The following is a 16958-nucleotide window of genomic DNA, read 5'->3' on the forward strand; positions in this document are numbered from 1 at the left end:
TTATTCCCAACCTAATTAATCGGAAACACCTGAACAGAGCAGTTATAGAAACTATAACCACTTTAAGTAGTGAGATCTTTTAAAGCATAAATTCACTTTAATTTACACGCTTCACACTGCTTCTCTTTAGGTTTATCGTAAGAAGGAAGCTCACCTTCGAAATAAAACGGCTCCATTTCTATGACTGTTTTTATTGCTTTACGACCTAATCCTTCATGAGCAGCATTTGTTAATAAGCCATTATCCTGATCTCCGGACCAAATGAATAAACCACCAAGTCCTTTTTCTTTAACGTAGCGACCTTTTTCTCTGACTGAACGAGGCGTATCTAATGACATAAACACTTTAAGATCTTTGTTGTAAAGATAATCGGCTTTCGCAACCGGATCATGAATAACTGAAAATCCATTGCGGCCTATTTGATTTTCATAGTCAACATAGTTATAGATAATATCTGTCCATTCAGTTACGCTGTATTCGAAACTCCCTACCGTGGATGTTCCATCAGTATATTTTCCAACAAGTTGTTCATTATCTTTGCTCTCTAACTCCGCAGTTCTGGCATTACGCGTATAACCAGAATAACCGATATAGATAAATTTTTTATTAATACCTAAAGAGATAAGATAATTCACTGCATCATCGATTGAATATTTAGAATATTGGTCATCCTTATCGCGATAAAGATTGGTATGATGAGAAAGTTTTCCATCGCCTAATGTAAAGAAATCATAAGTCATTAAGTTGATTTCATTGACACCGGCAGCGATCAATTCTGGAATATGGGCTGCTTCCATTTTTGCTATATCAGCAGAAGCTGCAATACTAATTCCTTTCAAATTACTGATATCTGCTTTTTTTAAATCCTTAATAAGCTCAGCAAAATACTTATAATCATCTTTATCAAATTGATTACCTTCTCCCGCAGAACCGGGATATTCCCAATCAAGATCAATATGAGTTAGCATGGGAAATCTGGTGTATAAATCTTTAACCCCCTCAACAAACCGTTGGCGCAGCTTCTCATCACGACAAACTTTATAAAAAGCCCCACTCATTGACCAACCACCAACACTGACAGCAATTTCCAGATCTGGATTTTCTGCCTTGAGTAAACGTAAACCGCCTAATACTCCCTGTGCTTTAGCTTGCTCATATAAATCCCAAACATCACCCTTCCACCCAGTAAAGCCACAATTAAGATAAGCGGCAACATCAGCCCAGGGATCAATTGGAATAGGTTTGCCTTCGTGATTCTCAAGAATATCTTGTTCGGCTTTCCCCATTTTCCATCCATTTTCACCCGCAGCCGCAATGATAGTTGCTTTCTTCTCCCCGGGATCACCAATAATACCAGCAAAGCTGAAGACAATTCTTTTAAACGGCTTTCCTTGTTCTTTATCGCCTTTAAAGCGCATTAAATCAGCACTTCTGCCACCATTCTTTTTAAAATCATCTTCGCTTGCTGTGTCAACCAAACGCGCATCATAGATTGACCAATCAGATAAATAACAGAAAACACCAAAATCATCGTTCTCGTCATAAGTATTGAAAACTGTTTTAGCAAGCCTTGTTGGTGTATACGATAATGCGTTATCAACGCTTTTAGGATCAAACTTATTTAGATCATAAGTTTTTTGCGCAGCGCCCTCACCCATAAGTTCGCTACCATTCTTATAGCCAGGATCAGTTTTATAGACTAATTGGCTATCTGCTTTTGGTTCATTTTCATTCATACTTGACTCCACTAACAGTACAATTGGTTTAACTATCAAAGAATTAAATTATGGCAACCTATGCCAGCATTGAGTAGAGATTTATAAGTATTCAGATTAAAGAAATTTCCCCCTGGCATACTTATAACATATTGAATATAAAGGATTACATAGCTTATCTTTATAAGGATTTAAATTTTAAATAACACAATATATTAGAGCCATGGAATATTACTTCTCACCGTAACATCTGTTAAACCTCTTTTTTTCATACGCAGGAATAAAAATTAATTATCTATTCTCATCTTCTGCCTATTGACCAAAGAAAAATCCAACTAATCATGCTGCATAACCCAGATTTACTAAAGTTAAATCCTGTTTTCTATGGAAGGGAATTTATATATGTAATAATATTAAATATGTATCATAATGATATTTTAAAATAAAAATGTCAGTTATTTATAACAGTAAAAAAATTATTTTATAAAAATTAATACAATTAAATACCTTCTATTACCCGATAGTATCTTTAAGATCAAATTCTTAATAAAATTTTAATTTTCCTGAAATATATATTTATAATATACAATTAAAAATGATAAGCATTCTCTTATAATACCAAGCCTACGGAATAAAAGATCGTGTTCTGATAACCCATTCCCCTTACTCAACGAGCCTGCAAAAATATACTCTTCATCTTTCCAGTTGCTGCTCACTTGCCTCGGCGCTGCAACCTGCAATCTATCAGGTATATACTCAAGACATTTCAAAGTGCATGTTTGAAAACGATTATGTTGTTGAATTTAAATGTTTTTATGTCTGACGGCTCAAGCATCTTGAAGTTCATTCGGTATATAACAATATTTTTTCATCTCCCCTTGACATATCAACATCGTTCCAGTTTACTAGTACGCAAGTTAAGGCAAGGTTGTCTTATATATTATCTCAATACTAAAGAGGCACTGAAAATGACTGTATTTATGATGTCTATCCGTTGGTGGCACTACTTCCCATGAAGGGCGGTATGGTCACGCACATAAATCAATAGTGCCAAACTACCAAAACCCGCCACAAGGCGGGTTTTTTGTATATGTAATTCATTATCAGGACAAAGAAATGACGGATAAACAACCAAAACTAATCATCATTGAGCAGGAAACCGCTTATCAACCCGATCCTGCGCAACTATTCAATCAACTCTGCGGTGAGCGTCCGGCAACGTTATTGCTGGAATCTGCGGAAATTAATAGCAAAAAAAGCCTGAAAAGCCTACTCATCATCGACAGTGCCTTGCGTGTCAGTGCAAACGGTAATACGGTCACTTTTGATGCCCTGACAGAAAATGGTCGAAATTTATTACCTTTTCTCGCCAAAAAATTGACTAAAAACGTTAAAACCGAAATTAAACACGATTCTCTTCAACTGATTTTCCCTGAGACTAACCACGATATGATGGATGAAGATAATCGATTGAAGGCTCTATCAGTATTTGATGCATTACGTGCCCTGCTTTCTCTGATGGAAGTGCCACAACAATACAACGCAGAAGCGGTATTCGTTGGCGGTCTTTTTTCTTACGATCTGGTGGCCGGATTCGAACCGTTACCCAAAGTAAAAACGGTTCAACGCTGTCCTGATTTTTGCTTTTACCTGGCAGAAACTTTACTGGTGATCAACCACCAAAATAAAAATACCCGCCTGCAAATCAGTCTTTTTAGTGATTCTCAGGAAGAAAATCAACGCCTTAAACAACGGCTGAAAACACTGACAGAACTACTTACCGAACCCGCTCAACCCATCAAACAAATCGCTGTACCTGCAATGAAAGTTTCGTGTAATCAGGACGACAAAACATATGCAGAAATAGTCGCACGATTACAACAAGCTATCCATCAAGGCGATATTTTTCAGGTAGTTCCTTCACGACGCTTTTCTCTGCCCTGTCCAGCACCACTTAATGCTTATCAAAAACTTAAACATCGTAATCCAAGCCCTTACATGTTTTTCATGCAGGACAAAGACTTTTGCCTGTTTGGTGCTTCTCCTGAAAGCGCGCTTAAATATGATGCATCCAACCGCCAGATTGAAATTTATCCTATTGCTGGCACACGTCCTCGTGGACGCAACGCTGCCGGAGAATTAGATGCAGATCTGGACTGCCGGACAGAACTTGAAATGCGTACAGATCATAAAGAATTAGCTGAGCATTTGATGCTGGTTGATTTGGCCCGCAATGATTTAGCCCGTATTTGTGAACCCGGCAGCCGCTATGTCGCCGACCTGACAAAAGTGGATCGCTATTCCTTTGTTATGCATATGGTTTCCCGCGTCGTGGGAACACTACGCCATGACCTGGATATTTTTCATGCTTATCAAGCTTGCATGAATATGGGAACGCTTACCGGTGCACCAAAAGTACGAGCCATGCAACTTATTGCCGATTATGAAAATGAACGTCGGGGCAGCTATGGCGGCGCTGTCGGCTATTTCACCAGCAAAGGTGATATGGATACTTGTATCGTTATCCGTTCTGCCTACGTGGAAGACGGCATAGCGACAGTGCAAGCTGGCGCGGGTGTAGTGCTGGATTCGGTACCTTTAGCAGAAGCTGAAGAGACTCGCAATAAAGCAAGAGCCGTCATCCGTGCAATTACTGAAGCTCATCAGGCAGAGGAGATTTTCTGATGGCAAATATTCTTCTGCTCGATAACGTGGATTCATTTACCTATAACCTGGTCGATCAATTACGCAGCAATAATCATCGGGTTGTTATCTATCGTAATACCGTTGCAACCGAAATCATTATGGAACAGTTCAGAATACTGCCATCTCCGTTACTGATACTGTCACCAGGACCTGGTAAACCCTCTGATGCGGGCTGCATGCCTCAGTTACTCCAGCAAATAATCGGCAAAATTCCCGTGGTTGGTATCTGCCTTGGACATCAGGCAATTATTGAAGCATATGGCGGAGAGATTTGCGTCGCTGATGAAATCCTGCACGGCAAAGCCTCTCTGGCAGAACATGATAATCAGGCTATGTTCACTAATCTGGAAAATCCTTTGCCCGTTGCCCGTTATCACTCTCTGACGGGTAGCAAAATTCCATCTGAACTGACCATTTCAGCCCGTTGTGGCAACACCATTATGGCTGTTCGCCACGACAAACATAAGGTTTGTGGATTTCAGTTCCATCCAGAATCTATTCTCACAACACATGGGGCCAGATTACTTGAACAAACTCTGACCTGGGCGCTGAATTAAAAGGGAGGATGAAAATGCAGCCTATTTTCGACAAATTATTCAGTGCGCAGATACTGACACAACAAGAAAGCAAGCAACTGTTTTCAGCCATAATCCAGGGAGAATTAAGCGAATCACAACTCGCAGCTGTATTGATCAGCATGAAATTACGCGGTGAACAACCACAAGAGATTGCCGGCGCAGCTCAGGCGTTATTGGAAAATGCTCTGCCATTTCCACGACCAGACTATGTTTTTTGCGATATTGTTGGAACAGGTGGTGACGGTACGAACAGTATCAATATATCGACAGCCAGTGCATTTGTCGCAGCAGCTTGTGATATCAAAGTAGCCAAGCATGGCAACCGCAGTGTTTCCAGTCGTTCAGGTTCATCTGATCTGCTGGCTGCATTTGGTATCGCACTTGATGTCAGTGCAGAATGTGCACGCACCGCTCTGGATGAAATCGGCGTCTGTTTTCTATTTGCTCCGCAATATCACAGTGGATTCCGCCACGCGATGCCGGTACGTCAACAGCTAAAAACCCGCACTTTATTCAACGTATTAGGTCCTTTGATTAATCCAGCACGCCCGCCATTGGCATTAATTGGTGTTTACCACCCCAAATTGGTTGAACCCATTGCCCACACCTTGCAAGTTCTGGGCTATCAACGAGCAGCCGTTGTTCACAGTGGTGGAATGGATGAAGTTGCCCTACATGCACCAACAAAAGTCGCGGAACTTAACGGTGATGAAATCACCTGTTACCAATTAAATGCTGAAGATTTTGGTTTACAAAGTCATCCAATAGATGCATTAAGAGGAGGTTCACCGGAAGATAACCGCGAAATGCTGAGTCTATTGTTACAGGGTCGAGGTAAGAAAGCCCATGCTGATGCCGTTGCCGCTAACGTTGCCCTGTTGATGAAAATTCATGGACAGGAAAATTTACGTCATAACACACAACAAGCTCTTGAAACTATCCATAGTGGCCGAGCTTATGAACGAGTCACTGCACTTGCAGCAAGGAGTTAACAATGCAAGCTACCGTTTTACAGAAAATTGTTAATGATAAAGCAAAATATCTTATTGAACGTAAGCAACAACAACCGCTGAAAAGTTTTATTGATTCCATTGCCACCAGCAGCCGTCGTTTTTATCAAGCGCTGAGCAATGAACAGACCGTTTTTATTTTGGAATGCAAAAAAGCTTCACCGTCAAAAGGACTTATTCGCCAGGATTTTGATCCAATCCAGATAGCGAAAACTTATCAACCTTATGCTGCCGCCATTTCTGTATTGACTGATGAAAAATATTTCCAGGGTAGCTACGATTACCTTCGACTGGTGAGTGATGCTGTTCCTCAACCAGTATTGTGCAAAGATTTTATTATCGATCCTTACCAGATTTACCTTGCTCGTTATTATCAGGCAGATGCGGTTTTACTGATGCTTTCCATCCTTGATGATGAACAATATATTACGTTGTCCGAACTTGCGCACAGCCTGAATATGGGCGTACTGACTGAAGTCAGCTCAGAAGAAGAGCGAAGCAGAGCTATTACACTAAAAGCCAAAGTAATTGGTATCAATAATCGTGATCTAAGAGATCTTTCTATCGATTTAAACCGGACCAAACAACTTGCACCCCAGTTACCGGAAGGAACCGTTGTTATCAGCGAGTCAGGCATCCACCAGCATCAACAAATTCGTGAACTTAGCCATTATGCTAATGGTTTTTTGATTGGTAGTGCTTTGATGGCCCAACCCAATCTGGATTTAGCATTACGTCAACTCATTTTGGGTGAAAATAAAGTCTGTGGGTTAACTCGTCCACAAGATGCTAAAGCGGCATTACAGGCAGGTGCTGTTTATGGTGGTTTGATATTTGCTGAACATTCACCTCGTAAGATTAATATCCAACAAGCCCAACAAATCATCAATGCAGCAAATCTCAAATATGTAGGAGTATTTCAAAATCAATCATCAACATTCATCAGTCATACCGCCCATACCCTTTCTCTGGCAGCAGTGCAATTGCATGGGGCTGAAGGCGAAATTTATATTCAAGAACTTAGAAAAATATTGCCCGAAAATTGCCAAATATGGAAAGCCATTGATGTGTCAAAAGGCGCATTCCATACCAAAGCAGGAAATATTGATCGTTATTTACTTGATAACGGCAAAGGCGGAACGGGCAAAAGTTTCGACTGGCAATTACTTGAAGAAAAATCACTCGACAATGTCATGCTAGCCGGTGGATTAAACGAAGAAAATTGCCAGCAAGCAGCAAAATATGGCTGCTCAGGGCTTGATTTTAACTCCGGCGTCGAAAGCTCACCCGGTATCAAAAGCAGTCATAAATTGAATAAAGTTTTTCAACGTTTGCGCTGCTACTAAGCAGCAACAATTTTCTGATTAATTACATGGACAAATAGAATAATGAGTAAACTTAACCCCTATTTTGGTGATTTCGGTGGACAATTTGTGCCGCAGATCCTTATTCCGGCCCTTGATCAATTAGAAGCAGCATTTATTGACGCCCAGAAAGATCCCGAATTCCAACAAGAGTTTCAAAACCTCCTGAAAAACTATGCAGGCAGACCCACTGCATTAACTTTATGTCGTAATCTGACCAGAGGCACCAAAACCCGCCTTTATCTGAAACGCGAAGATTTATTACACGGCGGCGCTCATAAAACCAATCAGGTACTTGGTCAAGCGTTACTAGCCAAACGTATGGGCAAACATGAAATTATTGCAGAAACCGGTGCCGGCCAGCACGGTGTAGCAACCGCCCTTGCCTGCGCACTTTTAAATATGAAATGCCGTATCTATATGGGGGCTAAAGATGTTGAGCGCCAATCCCCTAATGTCTTCCGCATGCGTCTGATGGGAGCCAAAGTTATCCCGGTTTACAGCGGCTCTGCAACGCTGAAAGATGCCTGTAACGAAGCACTGCGCGACTGGTCTGGTAGCTATGACAAGGCTCACTATTTATTAGGTACTGCCGCAGGCCCGCATCCTTACCCAACGATGGTTAGGGAGTTCCAACGTATGATTGGTGAAGAAGCCAAGTCCCAAATATTAGCAAAGGAGGGACGTTTGCCCGATGCCGTGTTGGCCTGTATTGGTGGTGGTTCCAACGCTATTGGTATGTTTGCGGAATTTATTCCAGAAACCTCAGTACGGCTGATTGGTGTTGAACCCGCCGGACACGGTATTGAAACAGGTAAACATGGTGCCCCACTGAAACATGGCAAAACGGGGATCTATTTTGGTATGAAATCACCCATGATGCAGACAAATGAAGGCCAGATTGAAGAATCTTATTCTATTTCAGCAGGCCTGGATTTCCCTTCCGTTGGTCCTCAACATGCTTATCTAAATAATATCGGGCGAGCTGACTATGTTTCTATCACTGACGATGAAGCATTAGAAGCATTCAAAACGCTTTCTCGCGAGGAAGGCATTATTCCCGCTCTCGAATCCTCACATGCGCTGGCTTATGCTTTGAAAATGATCCATCAGGCTCCAGATAAAGAACAATTATTGATCGTTAATCTATCCGGTCGTGGTGATAAAGACATATTTACTGTTCATGATATTTTAAAATCAAGGGGGGAAATCTAATGGAACGTTACAAACAACTATTTAAGAAACTGGAAAATCTTAAACAAGGTGCTTTTATCCCCTTTGTCACACTGGGAGATCCAAATCCGGAATTATCACTGAAAATTATTGATACACTAATTGCCAGTGGAGCTGATGCACTTGAATTGGGAATTCCTTTTTCTGATCCGCTGGCTGATGGCCCGACAATTCAGAATGCCAATTTACGTGCTTTTTCCTCAAATGTCACTCCTACCCTTTGTTTTGAATTACTCTCAAAGATTCGAGCGAAATACCCTGATATTCCAATTGGTTTATTAATGTACGCAAATCTGGTTTTTCATGATGGGATAGACGCATTTTATCAACGTTGCAAAGATGCAAATATCGACTCTGTATTAGTTGCAGATGTTCCTATATCAGAATCACGACCATTCCGTACCGCAGCGATAAAACACGGAATTGCACCTATTTTTATTTGTCCACCCAATGCAGAAGATGAATTATTACGTGAAATCGCTTCCAATAGCCGAGGATATACCTATCTATTATCCAGACCTGGGGTTACCGGTACAGAAAGACGCGCCGAACAGCCTTTAAATCATCTGGTCAATAAGTTGCGAGAATATCATGCCGCACCACCATTACAAGGGTTTGGTATTTCAGAACCTGAACAGGTCAAAGAAACGCTAGCAAGCGGAGCGGCTGGAGTTATTTCTGGATCTGCCATAGTCAAAATTATTGAAGGAAATCTTTCTCAACCAGAAATAATGCAGAAAGAACTGACTGAATTTGTCTCAAAAATGAAATCTGCAACTCAAGTTTAGAGAAAAAACGGGGCAAATTTTGCCCCATTTTTTTCATATCAAATAAACTTGATTCTGATCAGAAATGATAACCGACACCAAACATAAATACCCATGGATCAAGCCGGGTATCAATTTTATATTGCTGATCACCCGCTTTGAATTTTACGTCTGTCTCTACGTTTACCCACCATACAGAGGCGTTTAACATCCAGTTCTGATCTAACTCATAATCCAGACCAACGTGTCCCGCAACACCCCAAGAATCTTTTAAATCCAGACTATGTAAGTTGTTATCTCTCACAGCTGAATTACCATTGAATTTTTCATTAAAGAAAGTGGTATAGTTCAGACCGATACCAACATAGGGGCGAAATTGACTTTCTTTAGAACCGAAATAATATTGTGCCATTAATGTCGGTGGCAGATGTTTTACTTTAGCAATATCACCAACACCCGGTAAACTTACCTGATGTTGGAAAGGTGTCCCTGCCAGTAATTCAACACCTATATTATCGGTAATCATATAACTGAAGGTTAAACCCATCTGAGTATTATTATCCGCACTAAAAGAACCCACCCCTAATACATTATCAGAGCCAGTATTAGGTCTTATCGTCGCAGTACCCGTACGGAAAATAAAATCACCTGCTTGATGCGCAAAAGCAAATGATGGTGCTAAAGTTGCCGCTGCTAATACAATTGCCGAAAGTTTTCTCATTATTCATCCCATTTCCTGTTATTTAAAGTAAACCAAAATATACCCATATATTTGAAATTATGATCCAAGACAGATCACATCTTTTAAATAATTTAAGCAAAATCTTATATTTGCAATATTATTATTTCAATAATGAATTATTTTAAATTGATGCAAATCAAAGTTTTTTCGTTATTAATCGGTTAGCAACTTTCTATTTATATATCAATTCCGATGTTTTATCTCTCATCTCATTATATTTCCATTATGTTTTAATAAGGTTAATTTTTTGTTTATTTTTATATCAAAAATATAATATGAAGAACTTTTTTCTACCATCAACAATCACGACCAACCGCTAATTTATCCGTACCCTCTCCTTTCTACTATCCACGTTTCCCCATAACAAGGTACAATCAACCACTATGCATTGTTGTTTAACCTGATAGGAGCTGCTTCATGCCAATCACGGCAAATACCCTGTACCGTGACAGTTTTAACTTTTTCAAGAATCAACTGTTAAGTATCCTGACCCTGGCCGTTCTGGCGGCGCTGATAACCACCTTATTGGGGCACCTATTTGTTCCTGACAGCGAACAGATGAAATTGCTGACAGAAGCAGAATTCACTTTTGCAACCTCAGGCAAGGCCGGTATTCAGGATCTCGTGTCTCAAATGACCCCAGAGCAACAGTCAATGATCATGCGTGCAGGTATCGGAACCATTTTCTCTAATATGGTGGGCAGTGTGCTACTGGTTGGTGGTGTACTGACGCTGGTCGCAGCAATTTCAGCAGGAAACCGTATTTCTTCATTACAGGCAATTGGTCTATCCGCAAGCCAATTACCGAAATTGTTTTTACTGCTATTGGTATGTACTCTACTGATTCAACTTGGTTTGATGGTAATGCTGATACCAGGAATTATCTTGTCTGTTACTTTGGCTTTATCACCCATTATCATGACCGTTGAACGTAGTGGTATTTTTGCCTCTATGAAAGCAAGCTGGAAATTGGCATTTGCCAATATTCGTTTACTGATTCCGGCAATTCTATTATGGCTGACTGCAAAACTCTTAATAGCGTTTATTATTGACCGTCTGACATTCATTCATAATGAGATGGCAGGAATCACGCTTGGCGTATTGAATAACTTGATCTCTGCCATTCTGCTGATCTACCTGTTCCGCTTATATATGCTAGTCGCCTCTTCACAACAAAAATAAATAAATTCCCTGTCTCACGACAGGGAATCTTCTCAAAATAGTGCTAACCAGGTTAAATATAAATTAGCAAATTTGATTAAAACCGATAACCAACACCCACTACCCAAGTGCCTACTTTAAGGTCACCCAGTTTTGAATATTCATAGGATGCATCGATAGCCAGATTTGGCATAGGATTAAACTGTAATCCTGCCCCATAACCAACAGATGTTTTGCTTTCTGAATAATCATTAGGGCCTTTAACTTTTCCGCGTGCAGCACCAACCAGACCGTATACACTCACATATTCATTAAAACGGTATGTAGGGCCAGCCATCAAAGAATAATAATCCATATCAAGTTTGGTGAGTTTTTTATCACCATATTTGAAATCGTAACCCGTATATGTGGCCGAGCTAATAACACCGAAATGATCATCCAACTCATAACGATATTTTATGTTAAAACCTTTTGGGTCTTTATTAGGTTTATTACCATCATACTTTACATGTCCCTGAGCATAGCCACCAGAAATAGTACTTTCACCGGCATTTGCTGCAAATGCGAATACAGATAAACCTACTGCCACTACTGAGGCTACCAATGTTTTTTTCATTGAAAATCCCTAATATTGTATAAAATATAAAAACAACTAATTGCGAGCCGGTATTGTTTACCAACAATTAACCGGAAACAACTAAATTCTCTTTATTGTTAATTTCCCGTTTAATAAAGAAAAAACTCTATGATTATGGTAAATTCAGCAAAAAACCTTATTTCTTTATTATAGAAAATTGATTTACCAGAGAGCTAACTCGCATAATGGTTCCTTCGACGACTTATATACCAAGATAGTAGAAATTATTATTGATGTGTTGAATAATTTAATCTCCACTATTCTACTTATTTACCTATTCCGGTTATATGTGCTAACTGCCTTTTCATAGAAAAAATAAACATAAAATCATTACCCTGGCAAACCCCATAGCTATAAAAACTATGGAGCTGACAGGTCATAACATAAATTGGGTTCGGCGGTATTAGATCTACTGCTTTAAACCGCTATACTTTTGGCTCCACAAGATGACATAACCCTTTCAACGGTTTCTTGCTCAATTTTTATTTCAAAATCAGTAAACAGCGCTTTTGGTTTTACATTTCTGCCATTTTTTTCCACAGGCACAAAACTATGTCAATTCAGTGTTTTTAACGTAGCTGACATTGAATTTTTATTTTTTAATGTAATTAGAGTACCACTCCGGCTTACTTTGAATCATTCGTACCGCAAAATAGAGATCGGGCACCACAATGAGATCATCATCACTACTTCTCAGTTTATTCTGTTTTATCCAGCGGGTAAGTTCTGTCCGACGGCCAGCAAGCACCAGTGTGATACCTTTCACTTTCAACTCAGCAATCAATTCATCAATAGCCGCAAACACACTGACATCGTCATAGGTAAAACTAACAGCCGCATCAACAACCAGCCAACCTGGACGTTTTTGCGCTTTGTCAACATGCTGTAACACCCGCTTTTTAAAATAACTGACATTAAAATAAGTCAATGGTGAGTTAAACCGGTACAACATTACACCATCTATCGGTTTAATCTCATTACCCTGGTTAATTGAATGGATCATCCCTTGTTCATTAACACCCAAAAGCTGATCTGTCGGACGGAATATAATTCGCAAAAACTGCAATAAACCAAGCAGAACGGCAAAACCTACTCCATTAATCAAACCAACTACCAGCACTGCAATCAGGGTAAATAGCGACAAAGTAAATGCCTGATGATTTCGTTTCCGCAGTGACCAAATTGCCCGCAAACTCAACAATGATGATGCTGAATAAATTAGCACCACACCAAGGGATGACAATGGAATATAAGTCAGGAAATCTGCCATAAACAGCAAAATCAATAAAATCACAGAAGCCGCAATAACAGAAACGAGCTGCGTTTTCCCACCAATAGCATCATTAACCGCAGTACGGCTGCTAGCAGCACTGACCGCAAATCCCTGCGATAAAGCAGAAGCAATGTTCGCAATGCCCAACGCCCTAAGTTCAGAATCCGCATCGACCTGATAGCCGTTTTTACTGGCAAAGCTACGAGCAGTCATCATAAAACTAACAAAACTGATAACAGCAAGGTTCAGAGATGGAATAACCAACTCACGCATAATTCCAGGTTGAAAATCCGGCATTGGTACAATCGGTAATCCTCCATCACTAACGCTACCAACAATCTGGATGCCATATTCTTCAAGCCCAAATTGCCAACTTATATAAGTCGTTAATACCATAGCCAACAAAGGCCCCGGCCAAGCCGGGCGAAAGAAACGCACCGTCAATAAAATCAACACCGTTACAACAGACATTGCTAATGTCGGTAAATGAGTATTCATTAATTTAGCCGGTAGTACGAACACCCTTTCAATCAGTCCAACCGGCACATCTGAAAAGCCGAAGACTTTAGCTAACTGATCAACAATGATTGTCAATGCAACTCCATTCATTAATCCTTTCAATATCGGCCTTGAAAGAAAATCAACAAACGTCCCTAATCGGAAATGGCTGGCGATAACACACCATATCCCGGTCATTAAAGTCATCACAATCGCCAGCTGCCAACGCACATCTTCATTACCAAAAGCCAATGGTACCACTGCTGCGGCAATGACGGCACAAGTTGCCGCATCCGGTCCGACAATCAACTGTCTTGAAGTGCCAAATAATGCATAAGCGAACATAGGTAAAATACATGCGTAAAGACCTATAATTGCACTTATCTCCATCAATTCAGCATAAGCAATAGCGACAGGCAGAGCGACAGCAGCCACAGAAAACCCTGCCCTTAGATCATGACCAAACCACTCCCTGCGATAATGAGAAAAACTGCCCAACCCTGGCATCCAACGCTGTAGTTTTTTCCACCGCATCCTATTTATGCCCTCTTATTTTTCAATGGGTTTTAGTTATACCCAATAGATTTCAAGATGCATCGCGACGGCAAAGGAGCGAATCCCCGGGAGCATAGATAACTATGTGACTGGGGTGAGTGAGTGCAGCCAACAAAGAGGCAACTTGAAAGATAACAGGTATATAATGCTGTGTTATATGTTCACTGACAATAGGAAGTTAATTACGCCGCCCTTTATGGTAAAATTGTGCGAAACGGATCGATAAAATTCTTTTTTTATTGATAACTAAAGTCATACTGTTGCCGCTTGGTACACCTAATCACCAACATCGGGTACAGTCAGATATCGGAATTACGATAGGTTCAAACATGAAACAACTTTTAGACTTTTTACCTTTAGTCGTGTTTTTTGTTGTATACAAAATGTATGACATTTTCTACGCTTCCGGGGCCTTAATTGCAGCGACGGGCTTAGCTGTAGCTATTACTTATTTCATCTACCGAAAAGTAGAAAAATCTTCTCTGATCACGTTTATTATGGTTGCTGTTTTCGGCACCTTAACGTTGGCTTTCCACAGCGACCTATTTATCAAATGGAAAGTCACAGCAATCTACGGTTTATTCTCATTAGCCTTGCTTGGCAGCCAATGGTTCATGAAAAAACCACTTATTCAGAAAATGCTAGGAAAAGAATTAGTTTTACCCGATTTTGTCTGGAATAAACTGAATATGGCATGGGCACTGTTCTTCATTGCTTGTGCTCTGGCTAATATTTATGTCGCATTCTGGTTACCACAAGATGTCTGGGTTAACTTCAAAGTATTTGGTCTAACTGCTCTGACTCTGGTTTTCACCGTGCTCAGTGTAGTATATATTTACCGCCACCTGCCACGCGAACAGAAGTAACCATATTCAAATGAATACCTGTCTTCTGCAATCTGTAGGCAGGTATTGTTTTTTCATCAAATAAAGTAAAGTTTTCAATGACACAACAACAATTACCCAACGGAGAGTTAGTACTCCGCACACTGGCTATGCCTGCCGATACCAACGCGAATGGAGACATTTTTGGCGGATGGTTAATGTCGCAAATGGATATTGGGGGCGCAATTCTGGCAAAAGAAATTGCAGAGGGCCGTGTTGTCACTGTCAGAGTAAATGGTATTACTTTCCTAAAACCTGTTGCTGTTGGTGATGTCGTGTGCTGTTATGCACATTGTCTCAAAACCGGCAACAGTTCGATTACCATTAATATCGAAGTTTGGGTGAAGAAAGTAGCATCTGAACCTGTAGGTCAACGCTATCGTGCAACCGAAGCCATATTCACTTATGTTGCTGTTAATGAGGATAATACTCCACGCCGTTTACCAGAAGGTAAAACCCAATTCCAGCTAACCAGTAGCACTGACGAATAAACTTGATCTTGATGTGGATAAAAAAAGGAGCATCTCAATAATGCTCCTTTTTATCTATACCCTTCATCTTTCAAGTTGCTGCTTTGTTGGCTGCGTTCACTTGCCGCCGCACTGCAACTTGAAATCTATTGGGTATATATTTTTCCGATAGTCAGGATTGAGTTATACCTGTGATTTTAAATTCTACCGTTGTGATATAACCGACAGCGGGTATTTTTTCATAGCGCCATTTTCTCATTGCTTTTCTTACTTCCCTGTCAAAAACATTTGGTGGATTGGCGCCAATCACTTCTATATTTTTTACCCTGCCGTCTTCATCAATATCATATTTGACTTTAACATAACCTTCAGTACCTAATGCCGCAGCCCTGGATGGGTAAACAGGCAAGGATTTACTTAATGCTTTTGGCCCTTTCTGCGGCTTAATTGCCGTATCACTCTGATTATTATCAGTACGGTTAGCCAGCACATTTTGATTGGGCAATGGTTTTTCCGGTTGCTCTGCTTTCCTCTCAACGGGTTCAGATTGTTGTTTTTTTACAATTTTCTTCTTGACTTCCGGCTTTAGCTTTTTTACTTCTGGTTTCGGCATCACGGGCTCTGGAACTGGCTCAGGCTCTGGTGGTTCCTCTGGTTCTGATACGGGTTCCGGTGCAGCGGGTTCAGATACGGAAGCTTCTTCAGCAGCTAACTGAATCATAGCTACAGACATAAGTGCGGCATCAGACTGTTTTTCCGGTATCATCGTACAGAAAAGTGCGGCAGCAACAGAAATATGTAAACAAATTGATAACAATATTGGCCAATGTATCCAGCGCATAAGAAAGTTTTTGATTAGCGGCATAATAGTCAATCCTCGAATAACTGCTAGTTTAAATGCAAATAGCAATCATATTCAATAAAGATTGTAGATGAGCGTGAATATACCCGTCATCTTTCAAGTTGCCTCTTTGTTGGCTGCACTCGCTCACCCCGGTCACATAGTTTGCTATGCTCCCGGGGATTCACTCCCTTGCCGTCGCGACGCATCTTGAAATCCATAGGGTAATATAAGGCCAAAAATATTATTTTTTAATGCATTCATTCACTATACTGCACAAATAATAAAGCATGACGTTGTTTATAACCATTTAATTTACGCAGTGAATGAATCCGCAAATTACGTCTTGATTGCCCCACCAGGCGACGGCGATGACAATGGGAATTTTGGCGTAACATCCGCCATCTACCTACTTCATTCCTGCTATGTCTCATAAAGTATACCTGTAAAAATATAATCACACTCATTATAAGCCTTTAAAAATAATATCCAAGGCATATATAGATAGTACTTTTTATATCAAT

At 40.3% G+C, this 16958-nt stretch carries 16 protein-coding genes and 1 other annotated feature; of the genes, 9 read left to right on the forward strand and 7 right to left on the reverse strand.

Going from position 1 to position 16958, the window contains the following annotated elements; genetic code table 11:
- Positions 1-92 precede the first annotated feature (92 nt).
- Positions 93-1736, reverse strand: coding sequence for a glycoside hydrolase family 18 protein (locus BO26_RS00605; protein ID WP_051690817.1), 1644 nt, complete (start codon positions 1734-1736; stop codon positions 93-95).
- Between the two features lie 968 nt (positions 1737-2704).
- Positions 2705-2804, forward strand: a sequence feature (Trp leader region).
- Positions 2805-2831: 27 nt separating this feature from the next.
- On the opposite strand from BO26_RS00605, the gene BO26_RS00610 reads away from it, so the two are divergent.
- From BO26_RS00610 to trpA, 6 genes are read left to right on the forward strand one after another with little or no spacing between them, the layout of a single operon-like run.
- Positions 2832-4400 carry an anthranilate synthase component 1 gene (locus BO26_RS00610; protein WP_036768091.1) on the forward strand — a complete coding sequence of 523 codons (1569 nt, stop codon included), beginning with the start codon at positions 2832-2834 and terminating at the stop codon, positions 4398-4400.
- Entirely contained in the window at positions 4400-4978 is a 579-nt protein-coding gene (locus tag BO26_RS00615) for a glutamine amidotransferase-related protein (protein WP_036768092.1), read from the forward strand. Before BO26_RS00610 ends, BO26_RS00615 begins: the two co-directional genes overlap by 1 nt.
- Before the next feature lie 14 nt (positions 4979-4992).
- Positions 4993-5991: an anthranilate phosphoribosyltransferase gene (gene trpD / locus BO26_RS00620; protein ID WP_036768093.1), complete on the forward strand. Its 999-nt coding sequence runs from the start codon at positions 4993-4995 to the stop codon at positions 5989-5991.
- A 2-nt stretch (positions 5992-5993) separates the two neighbouring features.
- Positions 5994-7355: a bifunctional indole-3-glycerol-phosphate synthase TrpC/phosphoribosylanthranilate isomerase TrpF gene (gene trpCF / locus BO26_RS00625; RefSeq protein WP_036768094.1), complete on the forward strand. Its 1362-nt coding sequence runs from the start codon at positions 5994-5996 to the stop codon at positions 7353-7355.
- Positions 7356-7397: 42 nt separating this feature from the next.
- Positions 7398-8588: a tryptophan synthase subunit beta gene (gene trpB / locus BO26_RS00630; RefSeq protein ID WP_036768095.1), complete on the forward strand. Its 1191-nt coding sequence runs from the start codon at positions 7398-7400 to the stop codon at positions 8586-8588.
- Positions 8588-9394 carry a tryptophan synthase subunit alpha gene (gene trpA, locus BO26_RS00635; protein WP_036768096.1) on the forward strand — a complete coding sequence of 269 codons (807 nt, stop codon included), beginning with the start codon at positions 8588-8590 and terminating at the stop codon, positions 9392-9394. The genes trpB and trpA overlap by 1 nt, the downstream gene beginning before the upstream one ends.
- Positions 9395-9452: 58 nt before the next feature.
- On the opposite strand, the gene ompW is transcribed toward trpA, so the two are convergent.
- Positions 9453-10094: an outer membrane protein OmpW gene (ompW, locus tag BO26_RS00640; RefSeq protein WP_036768097.1), complete on the reverse strand. Its 642-nt coding sequence runs from the start codon at positions 10092-10094 to the stop codon at positions 9453-9455.
- 438 nt (positions 10095-10532) lie between these two features.
- Here ompW and BO26_RS00645 point away from each other — a divergent pair, with 438 nt between their 5' ends.
- Positions 10533-11297: a YciC family protein gene (locus BO26_RS00645; protein WP_036768098.1), complete on the forward strand. Its 765-nt coding sequence runs from the start codon at positions 10533-10535 to the stop codon at positions 11295-11297.
- 76 nt (positions 11298-11373) lie between these two features.
- Here the strand turns inward: BO26_RS00645 and BO26_RS00650 are convergent, their stop codons facing one another.
- From BO26_RS00650 to BO26_RS00655, 3 genes are all read right to left on the reverse strand, one after another.
- The gene (locus tag BO26_RS00650) at positions 11374-11892 is read right to left on the reverse strand and encodes an Ail/Lom family outer membrane beta-barrel protein (protein ID WP_036768099.1); all 519 of its coding nucleotides are present in this window, start codon (positions 11890-11892) and stop codon (positions 11374-11376) included.
- Positions 11893-12330: 438 nt separating this feature from the next.
- Complete coding sequence (locus BO26_RS24765) at positions 12331-12453, reverse strand: hypothetical protein (RefSeq protein ID WP_477706993.1); 123 nt, start codon at positions 12451-12453, stop codon at positions 12331-12333.
- Between the two features lie 52 nt (positions 12454-12505).
- A complete protein-coding gene (locus tag BO26_RS00655; protein WP_036768100.1) occupies positions 12506-14218 on the reverse strand; it encodes a SulP family inorganic anion transporter in 1713 nt (570 codons plus the stop codon).
- 350 nt (positions 14219-14568) lie between these two features.
- Between BO26_RS00655 and BO26_RS00660 the strand changes: the two genes are divergently transcribed.
- Entirely contained in the window at positions 14569-15105 is a 537-nt protein-coding gene (locus BO26_RS00660) for a septation protein A (RefSeq protein ID WP_036768101.1), read from the forward strand.
- 77 nt (positions 15106-15182) lie between these two features.
- Positions 15183-15614: an acyl-CoA thioester hydrolase YciA gene (yciA, locus tag BO26_RS00665; protein WP_036768102.1), complete on the forward strand. Its 432-nt coding sequence runs from the start codon at positions 15183-15185 to the stop codon at positions 15612-15614.
- Positions 15615-15765: 151 nt separating this feature from the next.
- Here yciA and tonB read toward each other — a convergent pair whose 3' ends face one another.
- Together tonB and BO26_RS23350 are read right to left on the reverse strand one after the other, a co-directional pair.
- Complete coding sequence (tonB, locus tag BO26_RS00670) at positions 15766-16458, reverse strand: TonB system transport protein TonB (protein WP_036768103.1); 693 nt, start codon at positions 16456-16458, stop codon at positions 15766-15768.
- Positions 16459-16694: 236 nt separating this feature from the next.
- Entirely contained in the window at positions 16695-16868 is a 174-nt protein-coding gene (locus BO26_RS23350; protein WP_131817568.1) for a YciY family protein, read from the reverse strand.
- Between the last annotated feature and the right edge of the window lie 90 nt (positions 16869-16958).

The sequence above is a fragment of the Photorhabdus australis DSM 17609 genome (genome assembly GCF_000711895.1).
GTDB lineage: Bacteria > Pseudomonadota > Gammaproteobacteria > Enterobacterales > Enterobacteriaceae > Photorhabdus > Photorhabdus australis.

Coding starts and splice junctions, on each gene's coding strand:
- BO26_RS00605 (WP_051690817.1), bottom strand. CDS start 1,736: ATGAATGAAAATGAACCAAAAGCAGATAGCCAATTAGTCTATAAAACT.
- BO26_RS00610 (WP_036768091.1), top strand. CDS start 2,832: ATGACGGATAAACAACCAAAACTAATCATCATTGAGCAGGAAACCGCT.
- BO26_RS00615 (WP_036768092.1), top strand. CDS start 4,400: ATGGCAAATATTCTTCTGCTCGATAACGTGGATTCATTTACCTATAAC.
- trpD (WP_036768093.1), top strand. CDS start 4,993: ATGCAGCCTATTTTCGACAAATTATTCAGTGCGCAGATACTGACACAA.
- trpCF (WP_036768094.1), top strand. CDS start 5,994: ATGCAAGCTACCGTTTTACAGAAAATTGTTAATGATAAAGCAAAATAT.
- trpB (WP_036768095.1), top strand. CDS start 7,398: ATGAGTAAACTTAACCCCTATTTTGGTGATTTCGGTGGACAATTTGTG.
- trpA (WP_036768096.1), top strand. CDS start 8,588: ATGGAACGTTACAAACAACTATTTAAGAAACTGGAAAATCTTAAACAA.
- ompW (WP_036768097.1), bottom strand. CDS start 10,094: ATGAGAAAACTTTCGGCAATTGTATTAGCAGCGGCAACTTTAGCACCA.
- BO26_RS00645 (WP_036768098.1), top strand. CDS start 10,533: ATGCCAATCACGGCAAATACCCTGTACCGTGACAGTTTTAACTTTTTC.
- BO26_RS00650 (WP_036768099.1), bottom strand. CDS start 11,892: ATGAAAAAAACATTGGTAGCCTCAGTAGTGGCAGTAGGTTTATCTGTA.
- BO26_RS00655 (WP_036768100.1), bottom strand. CDS start 14,218: ATGCGGTGGAAAAAACTACAGCGTTGGATGCCAGGGTTGGGCAGTTTT.
- BO26_RS00660 (WP_036768101.1), top strand. CDS start 14,569: ATGAAACAACTTTTAGACTTTTTACCTTTAGTCGTGTTTTTTGTTGTA.
- yciA (WP_036768102.1), top strand. CDS start 15,183: ATGACACAACAACAATTACCCAACGGAGAGTTAGTACTCCGCACACTG.
- tonB (WP_036768103.1), bottom strand. CDS start 16,458: ATGCCGCTAATCAAAAACTTTCTTATGCGCTGGATACATTGGCCAATA.
- BO26_RS23350 (WP_131817568.1), bottom strand. CDS start 16,868: ATGAGACATAGCAGGAATGAAGTAGGTAGATGGCGGATGTTACGCCAA.